Origin of the sequence: Euzebyella marina (assembly GCF_003687485.1) — a bacterium.
Classification (GTDB): Bacteria; Bacteroidota; Bacteroidia; order Flavobacteriales; family Flavobacteriaceae; genus Euzebyella; species Euzebyella marina.
The window spans coordinates 624,738-643,688 of record NZ_CP032050.1 but is presented as its reverse complement, the minus strand read 5'-3'; the positions used below and the strand labels follow the sequence as shown (position 1 = coordinate 643,688).

General features: G+C 41.2%; 17 protein-coding genes and 1 tRNA gene. 6 read left to right on the top strand and 12 right to left on the bottom strand.

All coding sequences use genetic code 11. The features are described from left to right. Positions 1-455: 455 nt before the first annotated feature. Entirely contained in the window at positions 456-2,774 is a 2,319-nt protein-coding gene (locus D1013_RS02615; RefSeq protein ID WP_121847403.1) for a GH92 family glycosyl hydrolase, read from the top strand. A 66-nt stretch (positions 2,775-2,840) separates the two neighbouring features. On the opposite strand, the gene D1013_RS02610 is transcribed toward D1013_RS02615, so the two are convergent. From D1013_RS02610 to D1013_RS02595, 3 genes are all read right to left on the bottom strand, one after another. Beyond that, positions 2,841-2,912, bottom strand: a tRNA-Arg gene (locus D1013_RS02610). A gap of 13 nt (positions 2,913-2,925) precedes the next feature. Then, complete coding sequence (locus D1013_RS02605) at positions 2,926-3,210, bottom strand: GIY-YIG nuclease family protein (RefSeq protein WP_121847402.1); 285 nt, start codon at positions 3,208-3,210, stop codon at positions 2,926-2,928. Between the two features lie 310 nt (positions 3,211-3,520). Further along, on the bottom strand, positions 3,521-4,858 hold the full coding sequence (locus D1013_RS02595; RefSeq protein WP_121847401.1) for a Gfo/Idh/MocA family protein: 1,338 nt from the start codon (positions 4,856-4,858) through the stop codon (positions 3,521-3,523). Between the two features lie 706 nt (positions 4,859-5,564). Between D1013_RS02595 and D1013_RS02590 the strand changes: the two genes are divergently transcribed. Beyond that, a complete protein-coding gene (locus D1013_RS02590) occupies positions 5,565-5,750 on the top strand; it encodes a CsbD family protein (RefSeq protein WP_121850568.1) in 186 nt (61 codons plus the stop codon). A 65-nt stretch (positions 5,751-5,815) separates the two neighbouring features. Here the strand turns inward: D1013_RS02590 and D1013_RS02585 are convergent, their stop codons facing one another. The 9 genes from D1013_RS02585 to D1013_RS02545 form a co-directional block, all read right to left on the bottom strand. After that, the gene (locus tag D1013_RS02585) at positions 5,816-6,619 is read right to left on the bottom strand and encodes an alpha/beta hydrolase (protein WP_121850567.1); all 804 of its coding nucleotides are present in this window, start codon (positions 6,617-6,619) and stop codon (positions 5,816-5,818) included. A gap of 83 nt (positions 6,620-6,702) precedes the next feature. Beyond that, the gene (locus D1013_RS02580; RefSeq protein WP_121847400.1) at positions 6,703-7,275 is read right to left on the bottom strand and encodes a RidA family protein; all 573 of its coding nucleotides are present in this window, start codon (positions 7,273-7,275) and stop codon (positions 6,703-6,705) included. A gap of 19 nt (positions 7,276-7,294) precedes the next feature. Further along, on the bottom strand, positions 7,295-8,509 hold the full coding sequence (locus tag D1013_RS02575) for an aminotransferase class V-fold PLP-dependent enzyme (RefSeq protein WP_162987786.1): 1,215 nt from the start codon (positions 8,507-8,509) through the stop codon (positions 7,295-7,297). A gap of 23 nt (positions 8,510-8,532) precedes the next feature. Next, positions 8,533-9,021, bottom strand: a complete 489-nt coding sequence (locus D1013_RS02570; RefSeq protein ID WP_121847399.1) for a RidA family protein — start codon at positions 9,019-9,021, stop codon at positions 8,533-8,535. A gap of 43 nt (positions 9,022-9,064) precedes the next feature. Further along, positions 9,065-10,315: an amidohydrolase/deacetylase family metallohydrolase gene (locus D1013_RS02565; RefSeq protein ID WP_121847398.1), complete on the bottom strand. Its 1,251-nt coding sequence runs from the start codon at positions 10,313-10,315 to the stop codon at positions 9,065-9,067. A 16-nt stretch (positions 10,316-10,331) separates the two neighbouring features. After that, complete coding sequence (locus D1013_RS02560) at positions 10,332-12,095, bottom strand: PQQ-dependent sugar dehydrogenase (protein WP_121847397.1); 1,764 nt, start codon at positions 12,093-12,095, stop codon at positions 10,332-10,334. Between the two features lie 184 nt (positions 12,096-12,279). Beyond that, entirely contained in the window at positions 12,280-13,002 is a 723-nt protein-coding gene (locus D1013_RS02555) for a carbohydrate-binding family 9-like protein (RefSeq protein ID WP_121847396.1), read from the bottom strand. A 172-nt stretch (positions 13,003-13,174) separates the two neighbouring features. Beyond that, entirely contained in the window at positions 13,175-15,001 is a 1,827-nt protein-coding gene (locus tag D1013_RS02550) for a feruloyl-CoA synthase (RefSeq protein WP_205601267.1), read from the bottom strand. A gap of 15 nt (positions 15,002-15,016) precedes the next feature. Beyond that, entirely contained in the window at positions 15,017-15,784 is a 768-nt protein-coding gene (locus D1013_RS02545) for a 3-hydroxyacyl-CoA dehydrogenase (protein WP_121847394.1), read from the bottom strand. A gap of 157 nt (positions 15,785-15,941) precedes the next feature. Here D1013_RS02545 and D1013_RS02540 point away from each other — a divergent pair, with 157 nt between their 5' ends. The 4 genes from D1013_RS02540 (at position 15,942) to D1013_RS02525 (ending at position 18,947) form a co-directional block, all read left to right on the top strand. Beyond that, positions 15,942-16,343 carry a hypothetical protein gene (locus D1013_RS02540; RefSeq protein ID WP_121847393.1) on the top strand — a complete coding sequence of 134 codons (402 nt, stop codon included), beginning with the start codon at positions 15,942-15,944 and terminating at the stop codon, positions 16,341-16,343. 20 nt (positions 16,344-16,363) lie between these two features. Next, the gene (locus D1013_RS02535) at positions 16,364-16,849 is read left to right on the top strand and encodes an aminotransferase (protein WP_121850565.1); all 486 of its coding nucleotides are present in this window, start codon (positions 16,364-16,366) and stop codon (positions 16,847-16,849) included. 74 nt (positions 16,850-16,923) lie between these two features. Beyond that, positions 16,924-18,285 carry an FAD-binding protein gene (locus D1013_RS02530; protein WP_121850564.1) on the top strand — a complete coding sequence of 454 codons (1,362 nt, stop codon included), beginning with the start codon at positions 16,924-16,926 and terminating at the stop codon, positions 18,283-18,285. 197 nt (positions 18,286-18,482) lie between these two features. Beyond that, entirely contained in the window at positions 18,483-18,947 is a 465-nt protein-coding gene (locus tag D1013_RS02525; protein WP_121847392.1) for a (2Fe-2S)-binding protein, read from the top strand. Positions 18,948-18,951 lie beyond the last annotated feature (4 nt).

Sequence of the window (18,951 nt, the reverse complement as noted above, 5' to 3'; positions counted from 1 at the left end):
ATCAAACTTAGTTTTTGATTTAAGTTTCATAAAAGGTCTTGAAAATTTGTTAGTTAGCTTAAGCCTAATTAGACAAAATATTATTGATCTGGTTCCAAAAACAATTACAGAATGGAGTAAATAAATTGCTAATATCCAAGCCCGTACTACTTATCACACAAAACAAATTATTTATATAAAAAAGCAGGGTGGGTGGTGGCCTAAAAAGTGAATGTTCAAATAAACGATTTGAAGAAACAAAGTTTGTCTTTATCTTTCAATAGCATTCTAATTTTGGTCAAGGGTTTTACTCAGACAAATAACGAATTAAATAAAAGGCACTACCAACCTACTAAATGGGTAAATGGGAAGCTAAAAACGTATTTAGTTGGTACGGAGGCGCTTGACTACTCACACGAATCATTATTTTACAACTTCCTCAATTGAAGTTGTGATTACAAAATCTGTTTTTTAAAATGTATATTTTGGGTATTTTCAAATCGGCTGCGAGAATTTTTATTCTAAGCTGTTTTCTTATTTCTGTTCTCAGTCTTAAAGGTCAAAATAATGAGGAGAAATCGCTAGTTGATTTGGTCTACCCCCAGCTTGACACCGAGAATTCAAGATGGTTTTTCTTCTCTTCTGCCAGTAGACCTTTTGGAATGGTCAACTTGAGTCCGGACACGGAGGTTGATGGTGCTTGGGGCAGTGGTTATCGCTATAAAAATGATACGGTTAGGGGCCTCAGCCATATTCATGCTTGGCAACTTTCAGGACCTTCCGTTCTTCCAATAGACCTGCTTTCAACAAATGAAAAATCGGTTTTTGAAGACGCATCTTCATCATTTAATCATGAGAAAGAGACTATCGTACCTGGCTATCACAAACTTTATCTAGAAAGATATGGCATTGAGGTAGAATTGACGAGCACCAAAAGAGTAGGGTTTCATCAATATCGTTTTAAAACAAACAACAGTGCCATATTGATTAATCTAAGCGGTCAACTAGGTCCTTCTACCATTACAAATGGTTCATTAAAGCAGGTTGGGCCAAGGGATTTTGAAGGAGAACTTACCAACGCACCAACAATACGAAGGCCAAAACCATTCAAAGTATATTTCAGAATTGTTTTAGACCGAGATGTCGAAAAGGTTTCAGGTTCCACCGATTTCGGTAAATATTTATTGAAGATTAAGAACGGAGAAAAGGAAGCAAAAATGAAAGTCGCTCTATCATATACTTCCTTGGAGAATGCAAAATTTAATCTTGATTATGAATTACCCCACTGGAATTTTCAGAAAATAGTGGAAGATTCTCGAATGGAATGGAATCAACTATTGGGCAGGATAAAGGTTAAGGGTGGTTCAGATCAACAGCAACGCAGATTTTATACCGATTTATGGCATGCACTACAGGGGCGTAGAATAATAAACGATGCCAATGGCTACTACCCTGACCATACGGGTGATAGCTTTAAAGTAAAGCGACTTCCACTTTCCAAAGAAGGGAAACCTTTGTTCAACCATTTTAATTCTGATTCATTTTGGGGAGCACAATGGACAATCAATACCCTATGGCAGCTGGTCTATCCAGAAATAGCGGAATCTTTTGTTAACTCACTTCTTCAATATTATAAGGATGGTGGCATGGTGCCTAGAGGTCCTGCAGGCGGAAACTACACCTATGTTATGACGGGGGCCAGCAGTACTCCATTTATTGTGGGTGCCTATCAGAAGGGCATTCGTGGTTTCGATTTCAATTTGGCCTACCAAGCACTTAAAAAAAACCATATGCCTGGCGGAATTATGACCAAGGCCGGATATGAACACAGCACTTTCTCTGGTGGTGGCTTGAACTACTATATCAAAGAAGGTTTTGTGCCCTATCCAGTACCGGAAGGAGAATTTGGATACCATCAGAACGGACCATCGCTTACTATGGAATATGCCTATCAAGATTGGTGTCTTGCCCAGTTTGCAAAAGTGCTTGACCAATCAGAAGATTATACTCACTTTATGGGGCGGTCTAAAAATTATGAAAACGTTTTTGACTCAAGTTCAGGTTGGATGCGTCCAAAAAACTATGGGGGTGAATGGTTAGAACCTTATGACCCTTATTATCATGGAAAGGGGTTTTCTGAAGCGAATGGAGCTCAGAATACTTGGTTTGTGCCTCATGATTTAAAGGGACTTGCGGAATTAATGGGGGGAAATGCTAAGGCGGTTGCCAAACTTAATGGCCAGTTCGAAGAAGCCAAAAAATTAGGGTTTACTTCAGGTAATTCACATTCGCAAGAAGAACACCCGGAGTATTCACGAATACCAATAAACTACGGAAACCAACCTTCAATACAGACGGCTTACATTTTTCAACATTTGGGTAGGCCTGATCTTACACAATATTGGACAAGGGAAGTTGTAAACACCGTGTACCAAGGATTAACTCCTGCCCGCGGTTATAATGGGGATGAAGACCAAGGCTTAATGGGATCCCTAGCTGTACTTATGAAAATAGGGTTGTTTCAAATGACAGGTGGTGTAGAGCTCAATCCGACCTATCAGATTACGGGTCCACTCTTCGACCAAATTGAAATTGAATTAAATAAAGACTTCTATAAAGGTGGGAAACTGGTTATTAAGGCAAACAATAGTAATGATCAGAACGTTTATATTAAAAAAGCCCAGTTTAATGGTCAAGTGGTTGAGGACTTCCTCTTAAGTCATGAAAATCTAACCAGAGGTGGCGTTCTTAAACTAGAAATGTCCCCAAAACCCCCGTCTATCACAGATAAGTAAAAGCTAGGATTCTTTTATTGCAAGTAAATAATACTAAATAAATGAATCGCATGATAAAAAAGAAAGTAGCCCCGGCAAGAATCGAACTTGCATCTAAAGTTTAGGAAACTTCTATTCTATCCATTGAACTACGGGGCCAAAGGGTGCAAAATTAAGAATACTTTTCAAGTAGTTTCATACTAATCTCAGGATATTTAACCAAATTCTGAATATAGACCCTACTCTTCATTCGTTTTATGTGCCTCTCTATTTTCAGGGCAATAGTCATATTCTCTACTTCAAGAGTAAAATAATATTCCCATGGAATTCCTTTTTTGGTAAAACCTTCATTCTTATTATAGTCGATATGCCAAATTAACCGCTCTTTCAAATCGGCGGTAACTCCTACATAAAATCTATCGGTTGTCTTGGATTGAACCACATAAACGAAAGGCATGTGGTAAATTTAGGAAACTTCCCCCGATAGCTATCGAGGCTATCCATTGAACTACGGGGCCAAAGGGTGCAAAATTAAGAATACTTTTCAAGTAGTTTCATACTAATCTCAGGATATTTAATCAAATTCTGAATATAGACTCTACTCTTCATTCGTTTTATGTACCTCTCTATTTTCAGGGCAATGGTCATATTCTCTACTTCAATAGAAAAATAATGTTCTTTAAAAAGCATCAAAAACCTAGGGATAAAAAAAGCATGGGCCAAAAGACCCATGCGAAACATAATAAAAAGCCGTTGATTATTTAGGTTTATACGTTCTCAGGCACTTCAAAACCTTGACGATAATCCCTAGTTAAATATTTATCAGCCTCAGGATCATTGATGAAACGTTCCGTTTTTGGGTCAAAGTCTAAGACACGTCCGGTTCTATAGGCTATATTACCTAAATGGGCCAAACCAGATGAAAGATGTGCAGTTTCTACGGGTCCGTTCAAAATTGATTTGTCGTGCTTTCTTACCGCCTCAATAAAGTTCGCAAAGTGACCATCGGTTCCACCAGCTCCACGATCCATACCAGTACCGGAATCTCCACCGTCACTTCCTGATTTTCCAGGGGTTCTATCTTTACCCAAATACGTTTTGTATTTATCGTAGCCATCCACGACAAGAATGCCCTTATCCCCATAGAATATATTACCTACGGTAGCACCGTCTTCGGTATTGGTACACCATGGGCGTACTTCAAACTGTATAATTTTATTTTCTTCTGGATAATGGTAAACCGATGTAAGCACCTCTGGTGTTTCTTTGCTATCATCCCAAAGAAACTTACCTCCCATGGCCGTAATTTTTGATGGTAGCCCAACATCTAGGCCCCACATACAAAGATCGGTTTCGTGAATACCTTGATTACCGACATCTCCATTACCATAATCCCAGTGCCAATGCCAGTTGTAGTGAACCAGGTTTTCAGTAAAAGGTACCTTTTGAGCAGGGCCTGTCCATAAATCATAATCCAGGCCTTGAGGCACTGAAGATTGACCTTTGTCACCTATATCGGGCCTCCATCTGAATACCAAGCCTCGAGACATATAAACCCTACCGATATAACCGTCTCTCATTAATTGAATGGCCTCATTAATTGCCGGGGAACTTCTTAACTGAACCCCATGCTGTACTATTCGGTCGTATTTATTGGCGGCCTCGACCATCTTTCGCCCTTCCCAAATGTTATGGGAACCTGGTTTTTCAACATAAACATCTTTACCCGCCTGACAAGCCCAAATCACTGAGAGGGCGTGCCAATGGTTCGGTGTTGCTATACTGACTACATCAATATCTTTATCATCGAATACGTTTCTCAAATCTTGTTCAAGAGATACCTTTTGGTCATATTTTTCCTTAAACTCGGCTTGGCGCTCTTTAAGCACGTTCATATCAGGGTCGCACAAAGTAGTAACGCGAACATTGTCCTGGGCCATGAAGCCTTGAATGTGAGATTTCCCCCTTCCGTTCACTCCGAGAACTGCTGCGTTAATTCGATCATTTGCGCCGAAAACGTTTGCGGAAACAATGGTAGGAGCTGCAATCACGCCTGTTCCGGCTACTGCTGTTTTTTTGATAAAGGATCTTCTTGATGATTTCATTTTCAATCTATTTGGTTTTAGTAAAGTTGTATTTCAGTCTATCTCTTTATGCTTTTTCAATGTTGTGCAATCGAATACGCAAAAAGAGCCGACTTAAGGCTTCGTAAGTTAACAATTAATAGAATATCTTTTTCTAAAAATTTATCGAATTGCTAAAGAATATTAACCTGTATAGGGGTTTTTCGTAGTTTTTTGCAGCTATTTATGAATAATAGCAAGAAGTAACCTTACTAGCGTAAGGGTAAAGACTTCCCCAAACCTATCAGAAATGAAATGCAATCTTGATGTACTAATTATTAGTGTTTCCCAGTTGAAAAAACTATAAACAAGCAAGCTATCACAAAGCAAATTGCAAAAAAACAAAAAAGGACAATGTAGTTATCCATAAGTAGGTATTTTCTTCAAACTTACTCAAAATAAGCATTAACATGCTGTCAATCTGTAGATTATTCGATGAAATTGAGGTAATGGATTCTAACTGATTATCTCATCGATCAATAGAGTATATTCATCGTAAACCGATTCCGTTTATCGATTTTTTATCTGAAGGATATAAAATTTAGGGAATAGTGGAATTTTCTTAAGTATCAATTCGGCTATTTTTAGGTGCTTTCAAGTCAAGACCACTAATGCCGTCGTTCTAACTTAGATGTATGGCTTTCAACTTTTGAAAGGAGAGTCTATTATTAACTTAAAAATGAGCATTATGAATAAAGATCAGTTAGAAGGCAAATGGAAACAAATAAAAGGTAAGTTCAAACAGAAGTACGGTACCGTCACCGATGACGACACCACATTTGCCGAAGGTAAATTTGACGAGATGTTAGGCCGTTTACAAGAACGTACCGGTAAAACGAAAGAAGAATTGAAAGAGGAAATAAGTAGCTGGTAATTCCAGCAAATAAAGAAAGGCCCTGCGAAACAGGGCCTTTTTATTTATCTTAAATCGACGGAAATCTATTCTATTCTTGCCCGAACAAAATCAAGCAATGGAGGTATCGCAGGGTATACCATGTTATGCCCGTAGCCATCCATCTCCATCAACTCGACATCTTCGTGCCCCACTACTTTGAACATTCGGTATAAATAGGCAACTTCTTCATATCGTCCTAACATTTCCTTTTCACGATTGCCCGTTATCAATAAAATGGGAGGAGCATCTTTTCTAACATGAAATAAAGGAGCATATTTATCAACGATGGGCTGCGTACCCGCAATACCCATTTCTTTGCGTATGGTAAAGTGCGTGATGCTATGGCCGCTAAGCGGAATCAATCCCGCAATTTTATCGGCATCTATATTGAATTTCTTCAGGTATTCTTTATCTAGGCCTACCATACTGGCAAGATAGCCGCCAGCACTATGCCCCGTAACAAAAATTTTGTCGGGGCTTCCCCCATATTCCTTTATATGATTGAACGTCCACGCAACGGCGGCGGCTGCATCTTCTATATAAACAGGGTGTTTTACCTTTGGGTGCAAGCGGTAATTAACGGTCACAACAGCCACCCCCTGTTCCAACAATCCTTCCGGAATATGTTTATTGCCTCCTTCAAGTCCACCGCCATGAAACCAAACTACTGTGACCACATTGGAGGTATCTTTTGGAAAATAGACATCGAGTTTGCAGCGCTCTTTTAAATAGGCGTCTGATTTTTGAGATTCAGTATCGTAGTAAGGTATATTTTCTTTTAGCTCGTAGGTGATTTGGGCAAAACCACTACTAACACTCAGCAGCAAAATAAACAACCATAATTTCATATCGGCCATGTTCTATTAGTTTCTACGGTGAAACTACGAAAATACCTAAATATGATAGGCCTTATGAAATGTAAAAGCGAATGCTATTCGTAAACCTCCACAACCATTTCTACCTCGATAGCGATATTATCAGGTAAAGAGCCCATACCAACGGCCGCTCGGGCGTGCTTTCCCCTTTCGCCGAAAACGGCTACCATTAAATCGGAATAGCCATTGACCACTTTGGGTTGGTCTCCGAAATCAGGGTCACAATTGACCATGCCCTTTACCTTTACCACTCTCTTGACCTTATTTAGATTGCCCAATTCGGCCTTTAGAACAGATAATTGGTTAATACCGGTTACCCGGGCTGCCTCATAGCCCTCTTCAATAGTAAGGTCTGAACCTACTTTTCCTGTTATGTTTTCACCATCTGCCTTTAATGGACCTTTACCGGCCAAAAAAATCAAATTGCCGGTGCGCACTGCATTTACGTAGTTCGCCACAGGGGATGAAGGTGCTGTTAATTCTATACCCAATTCTTTTAGTTTGGCTTCGGGATCGTAATCTGGATCTATTACAGCACTTTGAGGTTTTTGCTCTATAGTTGTAGGTTCTTTTTCAGTGTTACAAGCGATGAAACATAGAAACCCTAAGGCTATCAAATAGTTTTTCATGTAAGGAAATATAGGTTGATTATGCGTTTTCAAGTATTTCTTTTACGCGTCTCGCAACAATTCGCTCCTGACCCGGATCCATCATCCAAGTGGTGATACCGACCTCTTCTTTGTTGCCCACTGTTTCTATGGATGGATGCCCATCTCTAAGTGCCTTTCGCATATCATCTTTTGATATTTTGACTATACTTTCATCCCACTTAATCTTTAAACTAGGCACATGGTTCGCGTGCGGAGGTACATGTATTTCAGTTTCGACACCTTTTACCGATTTGGCACTATCACTGATCAATTTGATTTGATTTTCCCAAAGCTCCCATTCTTTTTCGTGGTCTCGGCCAAGGTACAGTTCCAAGGCTACCAACATACCCAAAACTTCTTCCTTATTTACTTTCATACCCCGGGCAATGGTGGTACCCCTAGGCGGTGTATGTAAACGGGCAGCTTCTATGTATTTTCGTTTCCCTAAAAGAAGTCCGGCACTCTGAGGTCCGCGAATACCTTTTCCACCTGAAAAAGCTACTAAGTCAAAGCCCATTTTGGTAAACTTAAATAGGTTTTCAACCGGTGGAACATCAGCGGCACAATCGATAAATGTGGGTATGCCGTGCTTTTTCCCCAGTGCGACAAAGTCCTCTCTTGAAATCTCGCCCAGATCGGTATTGGCATTTAAATACCACAACATGGCAGTATTCTTATTAATAGCCTTTTCCAAATCTTTGGCACTTTTCACACTAACTATCTTAGCCCCAGTATTAATTAGGGCATGGGTATAGGCAATATCATGGGCCTCTTGCACTATAACCTCATTCTTTAGCCCGGTCGTGTCAGGTAATTGACTAACTTTTTTAGTATCCATACCACAAATGACACCGGCCAAACCAATGGTCATGGCACCAAAAGCACCTGAAGATACGGTGGCGTATTCACATTCTAAAAGTTCAGCTATGCGCTCGCCCACTTTGTCGTGCAATTCGTCTAGATTAACGTATTCAGTGGCGCCATACGTAATGGCCTCGGTCACTTCTTTCTGCATCAATGAGCCCGTCATCGAAGTATAGGTGCCGGCCGCATTGATAAACGTACGCAAACCTAGCTCTTTGAAATAATCACGAGCAGCAGGCTTTAGCACTAACTCTTCGGTGGCTTTGGCACTTATTAAACTCGGCCCCATGATTCCCCCTACTAGCGGGAGGGCCGTTATTGATTTTAGTACTTTTCTTCTGCTGCTCATAATTATTTCTTTTTATTAGTTTATTAATCCAATGCGGCTATACAATCCATTTCCACCAAAGAATCGCCGGGTACACCACCATATGTTGCCACGGTAGTACGTACAGGAGGATTCTTACCAAACCGGCCTCTAAACACCTCGTTCATGGCTTTATAATCACCCAAATCGGCCAAATATACGTTCACTTTAAGAACCTGTTCCATCGATGAACCATTTGCCTTTAGCTCTCTTTCCAATTCTTTTAGTACAATTTCGGTGTGCGCCTTAATCTCAAAAGGTTCAGTATGCGCCCCTTTACCGGCAATGTATAGCGTGTTGCCGTGCTTTACGGCTCCCGAGAAAAGCGGAATATCTTGATCGGTAACGATTTCGCCAACGACCTCTTTTTTAGGCTTCGCTGATTTTTCTTCCGATTTTTTAGACATGGCATTTACCGTACCTACACCAAAAATGGCCGCAAGGCCCATTCCAAGCTTTTTAAAGGATGCCCTTCTTGTTGTTTTATCTTCCATAGTAAAATTGAATTGATTTATTATTAAGTGTTTAAATTGTTTGCTATTCGTTCCAAAATGTTGCGGCCAATCCATTCAAGTCATAGACTACCTTACCTTCTCTTATGGTCACCTCGCACTCAAGCTTCTGCTCGCCGCTCATTTTCTTTCCTTTTGAGTCTATAAAACCAAAATTGCCGTTGTGAAGGTTTAAGATGGTTACGTCGGCAACGGCACCTTCAGACAAATGGCCCAACTCTTCTCTTTTAATGGCCTTTGCCGAATTCCATGTGGTAGCCTCAATAACCTCGGCCACCGGCATTTCTAAATTCAAAAACTTCGACATAATATTTACTACGTCTTTCATGCCCGCATTCATGCTACCCGTGTGCAAATCGGTACTGATCGTATTGGGCTTGAAATTTTGTTTCATCGCCGGAACAACTTGTTCAAAAAGAAAACTGCCACCACCATGACCAACGTCAAAAATGATTCCGCGCTCTTGGGCCTTCCAAGCAAAATCGGCCACTTTTCCATCAGGGCCAACCAACGGCGTTCTTCCATTCACATGGGCATAAGCGTGGGTAAATATATCTCCGGGACGTAATTTTTCCATAAACAAAGTGTTCAGCGAAAGCTCTGGCTCACTACCCCCGAAATCGATCATCACAGGAATATCGGCCAACTTTCCCGCTTCAACAGCACTTTCTGCCGGTTTCCAATCAAAACCACTAAAGTGAGCCAATTTGATGCCCACCACATGCTCTTTGTTCTGCCTTGCCACCATAGCAGTTAGCTTGGCATCCATATCGGCCAAATTTTGCTCTATGGCGCCCCCTTTCATACCCGAACCTACAATGTTCATAAAAGCCAGCACCCTTGTTTTTGAACGATCGATTACTTGTTCTTTAAACAATTGAAAATTACGCCATCCTGCTCCCCCGGCATCAACGACCGTCGTTACCCCGGTACGAAAACTGAATCCGTCAGGTGGTAGGGCCGTGAAGCTATTGCTCAAATAGGAATGTGGTTCGGTACCGTGAAAATTATGGCTATGAATATCTATAAGTCCAGGGCTTACGTATAAATCCTTGGCATCGATAACAACGGTAGCGGATTTACTGGAAATAGAAGAAGCGACCTTGGCAATTTTTCCATCTTTGATGGCCACATCCATCACCTTATCTATTTTGTTTTTAGCATCGACAACATGCCCGTTGTCAATTAAAATGTCATATTCTTGGGCGCTTACTACGAACGTGCCGAACATTAAGGCGGCTAAGTGCCATAATCGGTATAACTTTTTCTTTTTCATTTTCAATGGTTTGGTTTTACTCGGTAACGACTTTTATAGGCTCGATAGGCTCGCCACTCTCTTCTTGCTCTTTTCTTAGGTCAGCCACCAGTGTTTCTTCAATCTCAGACGCCTCGTTACCGAAGCTGGAGCGTACGAAAGTCAACACTTGGGCAATTTCTTTGTCGCTTAGAAAACGATGTTGTGGCATAACCCCGTTATATACCTCATCACCAACTTTAAGGCTACCTTCCATACCGTTTAGCAAAACTTTCACCAACCGCTCTTGATCACCAGTAACCCAATCGGTCTCCACCAATGGTGGAAAGCGCCCAGAAGCTCCTCTACCGTTCATTTGATGGCAAGCGCTGCAATACTGCTGATAGATTTTTGCCCCGCCCACCAAATTTTTAGGCATTAGGTTATCTTTCTCAAAATCTGGGGTTCTTATATGGGATAATTTTTTGTGCTCTTCCATCGAAGCCAATTGCTCCGCACCAAAATCGTTCTTATCGCCGTTATAGACCACCTTCCATATTTTCCCTTTTACCGAGTCGGAGATATATAGCTCTCCATCGGGGCCTATCGCTAAACCCATGGGCCTATGGGCAGCATCTTTGGTATTGACTATAGGGTCTACCTTGGCAAAGCCATCTGCAAAAACCTCAAATTCTCCACTAGGCTTGCCGTCTTTGAAAGGTACGAAGCCCACGAAATAACCTGACTGCGGATAAGGTGCTCTATTGGTAGAACCGTGAAAGGTAATAAAAGCGCCATGCTTGTACCTTTCGGGAAATTGATCACCCTCGTAAAAAACCAAATCGTTAGGGGCCCAATGACCCGGGAAACCTATTATCGGATCATCGTATTGATCGCAACGACCTACTATCTTACCATCACCCCCATATTCAGGGGCCAGCACCTTTTTACCTTGCATTTGATCGTAATAGCAATAGGGCCATCCGAAATGGGTACCTTCCTCGATTTTGATAAATTCTTCCGAAGGCAATAAAGCACTTTGATGTGAATCATATAAGTTGGGCCATAACCTCAAAAGATCATCGCGGCCGTGAACAACACCGTACAGTTCTCCATCTACCGGATTCCAGTTCATAGCGACCAAGCTTCTAATACCCGATGCATATTTATATCCGTCTTTTTGCGTTTGTCCTAATTTGTTGGCATCAAAACGCCAAACCCCGGCATGATCTTCAAGTTGCGGACATGGGTCGAGACCCGGTGCGCCTGGTGTACGCTTTGGTTCTTGGCAAGCGTTAGAGGGAGCCCCAAAAGGAACGTACATATACCCTTCATCATCAAAAGCAATGGGCTTACCTATATGTTCGTGCTTACCATGTTCATGGTCGTCGGTCACGACTACCTGCACCTCTCCCTCAGGGGTAAGCGAACCTGGCTTTAATTTTTGTCTATAAACAACAAGATCCGAACTATAATATATATAGCCGTTATAAACCCTCATTGCCGTTGCATAGCTCCAACGTGAACCTTTTTCAGTGCCCCCAAATTTGGCGGTCTCATCGGCATAGTCATCACCATTGGTATCGAGTAATGCCATTACGGCCTTATCGGGCTCTGCATTTCTTAATTTGGCATAGACCACATGCTCGTCTGAAACTGCTAGGTGTCTTACGGTCTCGTCGACCTGTTCGATAACCACAGATGAAGTGAAACCATCGGGAAGATAGAGATCTCCCCCCTTTTCCTCGGGGGCACACTGCAACATAATGGCAGTGGCCCCGAGTACTAGTAAAGGACTCTTTCGAGGGAAATTGGGATACATAATTTCAGGTTAGTTTGGTTTGGTATTTTGTTATTCTTGGTAAATAACAGTCTTAAAGTAGTGCACTTTTACATACCCGCCAAAAAATTAAACATAAAATGTGCTCGAGCACACCAATTTTTTCAAGAATGATATAAAAAGATTGTTCTATTTACAGTAATCTCAAAGAAACGTTGCGAATTTTCTATTCGAAAGTCAAGCTTCCGAAAAATTCTGGACGATGAAAATCAGGCCTTTCGGTATCGATGGCATTCCACGAAACGTAGTGCGGCTTAGACGTATCATCACCACATTTGTAGAAATTCGCTTTTGACTTTAATCCTTTTAATTCGAAATCTTTGGAATACGTCCAAACTTCCTCAGATATCACAACGGTCATCTCCCAGTCATGTCCTCCACCCTTTTCTTCAAAAGGAATATTCCCCAGACTTGACCTTACTTTTATATATTGTTTTATGATATCCTTGTCAATAAAGGTACGCTTACCTCTACCTGGGCCATAGGCCAAATGCGTAGTGCCAATACAATTGAATTCAAAATTGTAATAATTACCATCTTGCAGGGGATCGATAAAAAACTCGACGCAGCTATCGCGATGTGTTGAAGAGTTCGGTTCGCTAAATTGGGCAAGCACGTTCTCTTCGGAAACATAGAACTTCAGCCAAATATCATTCTTGTTTCTGGCAATTCTAAAATGAACCTTTGGCAAATAAGAGTAGACATCCCAGTTCAAAAGTGAAATATTATTAATCTCTGTTTCCGCTTCCAATAATCTTGAAACGGTTTCAAGATCAGCTTCTTCCTCAAGTACAATTTGCTTTACAACTATAGATTTTTGTTCCGTATCGGTCTGTGCCATTGAGAATGAATAAATGAAAATGAATGCTGCCGCGATGTATTTGCCCAACTTAAAATGCAATTAATGAATTACCACAAATAGAATATAGCTACTAAACTATTTATCAACACCTTATAAAAGTATCGATTTTACATATATCCTCAAGATAAAAATAAAGCCAAGCGGTAAAAAATAATGTAGGTCTGATGTCAGACAAAAGAATGACATGAAAATCGAATTCCTATATCTCCAAGACATCTTCACCTAAATTGCTGTCATGCAACAGGCTTATCCATTCTTTCCTATTCAAAAGTACGGCTCGCTGGTTAATGGACCCCTTGTCGGTAACCTCTCCATTTTTGATACTCAACTCGAACCTAGCAATCATCGCTCGTCTTACCACAGTTGTGGCGCCCGTGTTTTTTTTGGCTAAATTTCTAAGTGCCCCTAGAATGCTCTCCTCTATTTTTTGCTTCCTATCATGCTCCACAACAACTTTTTTCAGATGATCGAACGAATGATCAGGATTTAAAAATAGCAGGGCTCCGACAAAATCTTTATCATGCCCTGTAAGCACTGCATCTCGAATAAGCCCGTTACTTTCGGCAATCAACTGGGCCCGAAGAAGCCCTACATTGACCCAAGTACCGGAATTAAGCTTAAAGTTCTCGGTAATTCTTCCGTCGTAAATCAATCCTGCACTCGGGTTGTCGACATCTTCAAATTTTAACGCATCTCCACTTTTAAAAAAACCTTCTTCATCAAAAGCATTGGATGTCTGCCAATCATCGTTCCAATAACCAGGTGTAAGATTAGGGCCCTTAAAGCGTACTTCAAAGGCATCACCAAAGGGCACTAATTTTGTTGTCATTCCTGGAACAGGAACTCCTAAATTTCCGGCCCTTTGCTCATAACTTGTATTGAACATGGTCGATGGGCAAGCTTCGGTCATACCATATCCGGAAGAAATCAACACACGTTTTCCGGTAGTTCTTAAGGCCAAAGCATCTAAACAATCACGAACATGCTGGGATAAACTGGCACCACCGAAAAAGAGCATTTTAAGTTGGCTAAAAAATGTTTCGCAAAGATTGTTATCTTTCTGCAACACCCCGACCAATTCTTCAAACCCCTTGGGAACATTGAAATAGACCGTAGGCGGGATCTCCCTTAGATTTTTTATCGTCACCAGAGTACCTTCAGGAGTAGGGTTTCCTTCATCTATATAAAGTGTACCGCCATTATAAAAAGCGAGACCGAAATTATGGTTACCCCCAAAAGTATGGCTCCAAGGAAGCCAATCGATTAAGGTAAGTCCGCCATTTTTCATAAACGGATAGGTCTGGGTAATCTGTTGTAAATTACTCGTTAGGTTGGCTTGGGTATTCATAACCCCTTTAGGCATTCCGGTAGAGCCGGAAGTAAAAAGAATTTTTGCAATTGAATTCCCTTTAATTTTTTGATGCGCCTGTAAAACAGCTTTTGTCACTGGCGTTTCCAAAACATCTTGAAACAATAGGGCATTTTGCACAGGGTTTTCCACTACCACAAGTGTAGCAGAAGTTTCTAGACTATTCAAGGCACTTGCATATTGTTGGCCATCCTGAACAAAAATTAGACCTGGGTCAAGCAATTCAATACAATGCTTAAGCTTTCTAAAATCGGTGGATTTTAGGGAATAGGCCGGACTAATTGCCGAAAAAACGACACCTACATGTTGTGCAGCAAGGGCCAATAAGCCATGTTGCCAACTGTTACCCGAGAGCACAACAATTGGTTTCGCCTCGCCATTCTTATTGTTAAGCAAGAACTGACCGATGTTCTGAATTTTGTGCCATACTTCAGCATAGGTAAATTTCAGCCAGTCACCACTTTTGTTTCTTTGGGCAAGTAAGACACTATCTGGCGTTTGTTCATACCAATAACGAAGGCGTTCGGTGACCTTCTGCGGGAAATCTTCCAAAGCAATTTTCGAGCGGAGCAAAATAGTGCCATCGGCACGCATTTGCCTATCAATGTCAATGGATATGGTCGGAACCTCTAAATACGGAGTGTCTTGTTGCGTCAACAGTTTTAGTTTAATTTATTTTGCGGCCATTCTAATGGCACCATCTAAACGAATGGTCTCACCGTTGAGCATTTGGTTCTCTATTATATGCTGTGCCAATTGAGCGAATTCTTCTGGTTTACCCAATCGGGAAGGGAATGGTACCTGTTGCCCCAATGATTCTTTAACTTCTTCGGAAAAACCCATAAGCAAAGGAGTCTCGAAAGTTCCAGGGGCAATGGTCATCACACGAATACCAAAACGGGCCAATTCTCGAGCTATGGGCAGCATCATTGAAATGATGCCTCCTTTTGAGGCCGAATAAGCGGCTTGGCCTATTTGTCCTTCATAAGCCGCTACCGATGCGGTGTTGATGATAATACCACGCTCGCCATCGTCTTCCGGTACATTCTGGTGCATAACATCTGCCGCCAATCGCAACACATTAAATGTTCCGATCAGGTTGATTTCAACAACTTTTTTAAAAGTAGCAAGTTGATGGATCCCACTTCTACCTAAAACCCGCTCTCCGGGGCCTATACCCGCACAATTGATTACCCCATTGAGCCTGCCGAATTTATTCAGCGCCTTCTCAAGGGCCAACTTGACGACCTCCTCATCGGTGACGTCTGTCTTGCAAAACAAGGCATCAGCACCTAGTTCATTTACTACTTTTTCACCTGCTCCCTCATTGATATCGGCCAGAACGGCTTGGCCTCCATTTTTTAAAATCATTTTGGCCACTGCCAGACCAAGGCCCGAAGCCCCACCGGTAATCAAAAAAACTTTGTTCTGAATTTGCATATGTTTATCCGATCAAGAATGCTAGGCGATAATACCTGTTGTCGTTTTCACCGTTACGAAGATAATCATATCAAACGGCTTATTAAACCCTTTTGAATGTACCTTATTATGAGGTAATTAGTTTAACTTTATAGGAGAACTCAACACAATAAGGTAAATGAACACTACCGTTCGCATAGCCAGAATACTGTCTGTCTACCTAATTATTACCGGGGCAGGGTTTGGTATATCACCTGATTTTTATACTCAGTTGATAGCCCATACAGGAACAGACCCGATTCTTATTAATTTGTCCGGAATGGTGCATTTCTTTATCGGTATGACCATTATCGCTTATCATTTCGTTTGGAAGTCTTTTCTCGAAATTGCAGTTTCATTATTGGGTTGTCTGTTTCTCTTGAAGGGAATTTTCTTGATAACCATTCCTGAACTCATCTTGCAGTCCGGTGACAACCCCGCTCAAATACCTTGGCTCATGTCTACTGGGTTTCTATTGGTGGGCATTATACTAGCTTACCTGAGTTTTGTCAAATCCAGCGTACAAGATGAAGAAGATTGATCAACTCAATTAGACGAAAAATGAAAATAATCTCAAGTTCTAGCAAAGGAAACTATAAGGTAACAGACGCCCAAAAAGAGGTTTGTGAAGTAACCTATCAAAACTGGTTTTCTAGCAAGGCCACTACGGTTTTCAAAGGTCACACCATTGAGTTAAGCCCTAAAAATATATGGACGAGCAAAGTGATTATTACCAAAGACGGGGCGATTATTGGCGATATTACCTTTAATCTGAAGGCAGAAATAGTTATCTGTATTAGAGACAAAACTCAAAAAGAACATTTTTATATTTTACGAAATAAAGGAGTGTTTCATCTAAAGTTTGAATTATTCAATCAAGATGACAAGCGGTTGTTGACCATGGTTTCAAGCAATAAATGGTTGAAAACAAGTTATGATTACTCCATAGAATCAGTACGGCCCAATTTTAATATCGAGCTAGCAGAACTTCTCATTTATTGCGGTTATTCGGCCAATCTCTACCTCACCATGATAAGTGCTATTTGAGCATTTATTTAAAGATGGGCACTTTTCAAATGAGTTTAGTATCTTGTCTTGAAACTCAACTTAAAGTAACCACCATGAAACGCAAACATTTCATTCAGACCACCTCTGTCGCGGTGGTAGGCACCATGCTGAACCCATTATCTTCTTGTAAAACTGAAAAAAAGGCGCCAATTGAGGCTGAACCAGTGCCCGATAGAAAAAACTGGGCCGGTAATTATACCTATCAAGCCGAAAATATTTATGAACCTAGCTCTGTGGAAGAAGTTCAACAACTCGTTAAAAAACTAGATTCGCAGAAAGCATTGGGTTCTACCCATTGTTTCAATGATATTGCCGATAGCCCAAAAAACCAGATTTCGACCAAAAAACTGAACAAAGTAGTTCAACTCAATAAAGAGAATAAAACCTTGACGGTAGAAGCAGGAGCCCGATATGGCGATTTTGCCGAAATGCTGCACAAAGAAGGCTTTGCATTGCACAATTTGGCTTCATTACCGCATATATCGGTTGCCGGCGCATGTGCCACGGCCACACATGGCTCAGGTGTCAACAATAAGAACTTAGCAGGGCAAGTTGTTTCCTTAGAATTGGTCAAACCGGATGGCAGCCTTGTCACCTTGAATAGGGAACATCCAGACTTTGGTGCCGTAGTCGTAGGCCTAGGCGCCTTTGGTATTATCACTAAGGTCACCTTGATGCTTCAGGATACTTTTGATGTTCGGCAAGATGTGTTTTTAGATTTACCCCTAGAATCGGTCAAATCGAACTTTGATGATATTATGTCGAGCGGTTATAGCGTAAGTCTCTTCACTGATTGGATGGATAAAAAAGTGAGCGAAGTCTGGGTGAAGCGAAAAGTGAGCAAAGAAATGACCGATTTGGGAACCCACTTTTACGGTGCCACACCTGCCACAAAGAATATTCACCCGATAGTCGCGCTAGATGCAATCAACTGTACCGATCAAATGGGGGTTCCAGGGCCATGGTACGATAGACTTCCACATTTTAAGATGGGTTTTACCCCAAGTGCCGGTGAAGAATTACAATCGGAATATTTTGTACCGCGAGAACATGCGGTTGATGCCATTTTGGCCATTGAAAAAATGAAAGACGAGATTTTCCCCCACATTCTAATCTCTGAAATCAGGTCTATTGCCGCCGACGGTTACTGGATAAGTCCTTGCTTTCAACAAGACTGTATCACCATACACACTACATGGCAGCAAAAACCAAAAGAAGTCATGGCCCTATTGCCCAAAATAGAGGAAGCCTTAGCGCCTTTCAATGCCAAACCACACTGGGGAAAGCTTTTTACCATCGACCCAAAGACATTACAAGGTAGATATCAAAAGCATGCCGATTTTCTCGTTTTGGCCAAAAGCTACGACCCTAATGGCAAGTTCAAAAACAATTATTTGAGCAAGAACATATATTAGCGCCCCCTTTTGTTCCTAAACAGCCCTTCATCTTAGAAAATGACCAGTTATAGTAGATGGATTCTAATATGGACCTAAAATTCTGATTATCAATTCTTATAATTAATCAAATTTTAACAGTGAAGTAAAAATACTATTTGATTTTTGTAAGTCACATACCATCAAAAATTCATAATTTCAAACAAATCTTTACTATCATGGCTACATTCAACTTAAAAATCAATGGAAAAACCCAAGAGATCGAGGTAGATCCCAGCACACCAATGCTATGGGTCTTGCGCGACCATTTTCAATTGGTAGGTACCAAATACGGTTGCGGTATAGCACAATGCGGTGCTTGTACCATTCACTTGGGCGATAATGCGGTTCGTTCTTGTCAATTGCCCGTATCTGCAGTAGGTGAACAGGAAGTAACAACAATCGAGGGATTGTCAGAGAACGGCGACCATCCGGTTCAAAAGGCTTGGTTAGAGGTAGATGTACCCCAATGTGGTTATTGCCAAGCGGGTCAGATCATGACAGCTTCGGCCTTTTTGAAATCCAATCCGAACCCGAGCGATGCAGAGATCGAATCGGCTATGAACGGAAACATTTGCCGTTGCGGTACTTACACACGGATTAAGAAAGCCGTAAAAATGGCTGCGAATCCTGACCAATCCTAATCCT

What these genes read in the sequence shown, in the direction of transcription:
- D1013_RS02575 (WP_162987786.1), bottom strand. Translation starts at nt 8,509, where the DNA reads ATGAGCAGCAGAAGAAAAGTACTAAAATCAATAACGGCCCTCCCGCTA.
- D1013_RS02535 (WP_121850565.1), top strand. Translation starts at nt 16,364, where the DNA reads ATGAAAATAATCTCAAGTTCTAGCAAAGGAAACTATAAGGTAACAGAC.
- D1013_RS02580 (WP_121847400.1), bottom strand. Translation starts at nt 7,275, where the DNA reads ATGAAAAACTATTTGATAGCCTTAGGGTTTCTATGTTTCATCGCTTGT.
- D1013_RS02570 (WP_121847399.1), bottom strand. Translation starts at nt 9,021, where the DNA reads ATGGAAGATAAAACAACAAGAAGGGCATCCTTTAAAAAGCTTGGAATG.
- D1013_RS02560 (WP_121847397.1), bottom strand. Translation starts at nt 12,095, where the DNA reads ATGTATCCCAATTTCCCTCGAAAGAGTCCTTTACTAGTACTCGGGGCC.
- D1013_RS02565 (WP_121847398.1), bottom strand. Translation starts at nt 10,315, where the DNA reads ATGAAAAAGAAAAAGTTATACCGATTATGGCACTTAGCCGCCTTAATG.
- D1013_RS02590 (WP_121850568.1), top strand. Translation starts at nt 5,565, where the DNA reads ATGAATAAAGATCAGTTAGAAGGCAAATGGAAACAAATAAAAGGTAAG.
- D1013_RS02525 (WP_121847392.1), top strand. Translation starts at nt 18,483, where the DNA reads ATGGCTACATTCAACTTAAAAATCAATGGAAAAACCCAAGAGATCGAG.
- D1013_RS02605 (WP_121847402.1), bottom strand. Translation starts at nt 3,210, where the DNA reads ATGCCTTTCGTTTATGTGGTTCAATCCAAGACAACCGATAGATTTTAT.
- D1013_RS02540 (WP_121847393.1), top strand. Translation starts at nt 15,942, where the DNA reads ATGAACACTACCGTTCGCATAGCCAGAATACTGTCTGTCTACCTAATT.
- D1013_RS02530 (WP_121850564.1), top strand. Translation starts at nt 16,924, where the DNA reads ATGAAACGCAAACATTTCATTCAGACCACCTCTGTCGCGGTGGTAGGC.
- D1013_RS02595 (WP_121847401.1), bottom strand. Translation starts at nt 4,858, where the DNA reads ATGAAATCATCAAGAAGATCCTTTATCAAAAAAACAGCAGTAGCCGGA.
- D1013_RS02545 (WP_121847394.1), bottom strand. Translation starts at nt 15,784, where the DNA reads ATGCAAATTCAGAACAAAGTTTTTTTGATTACCGGTGGGGCTTCGGGC.
- D1013_RS02585 (WP_121850567.1), bottom strand. Translation starts at nt 6,619, where the DNA reads ATGAAATTATGGTTGTTTATTTTGCTGCTGAGTGTTAGTAGTGGTTTT.
- D1013_RS02615 (WP_121847403.1), top strand. Translation starts at nt 456, where the DNA reads ATGTATATTTTGGGTATTTTCAAATCGGCTGCGAGAATTTTTATTCTA.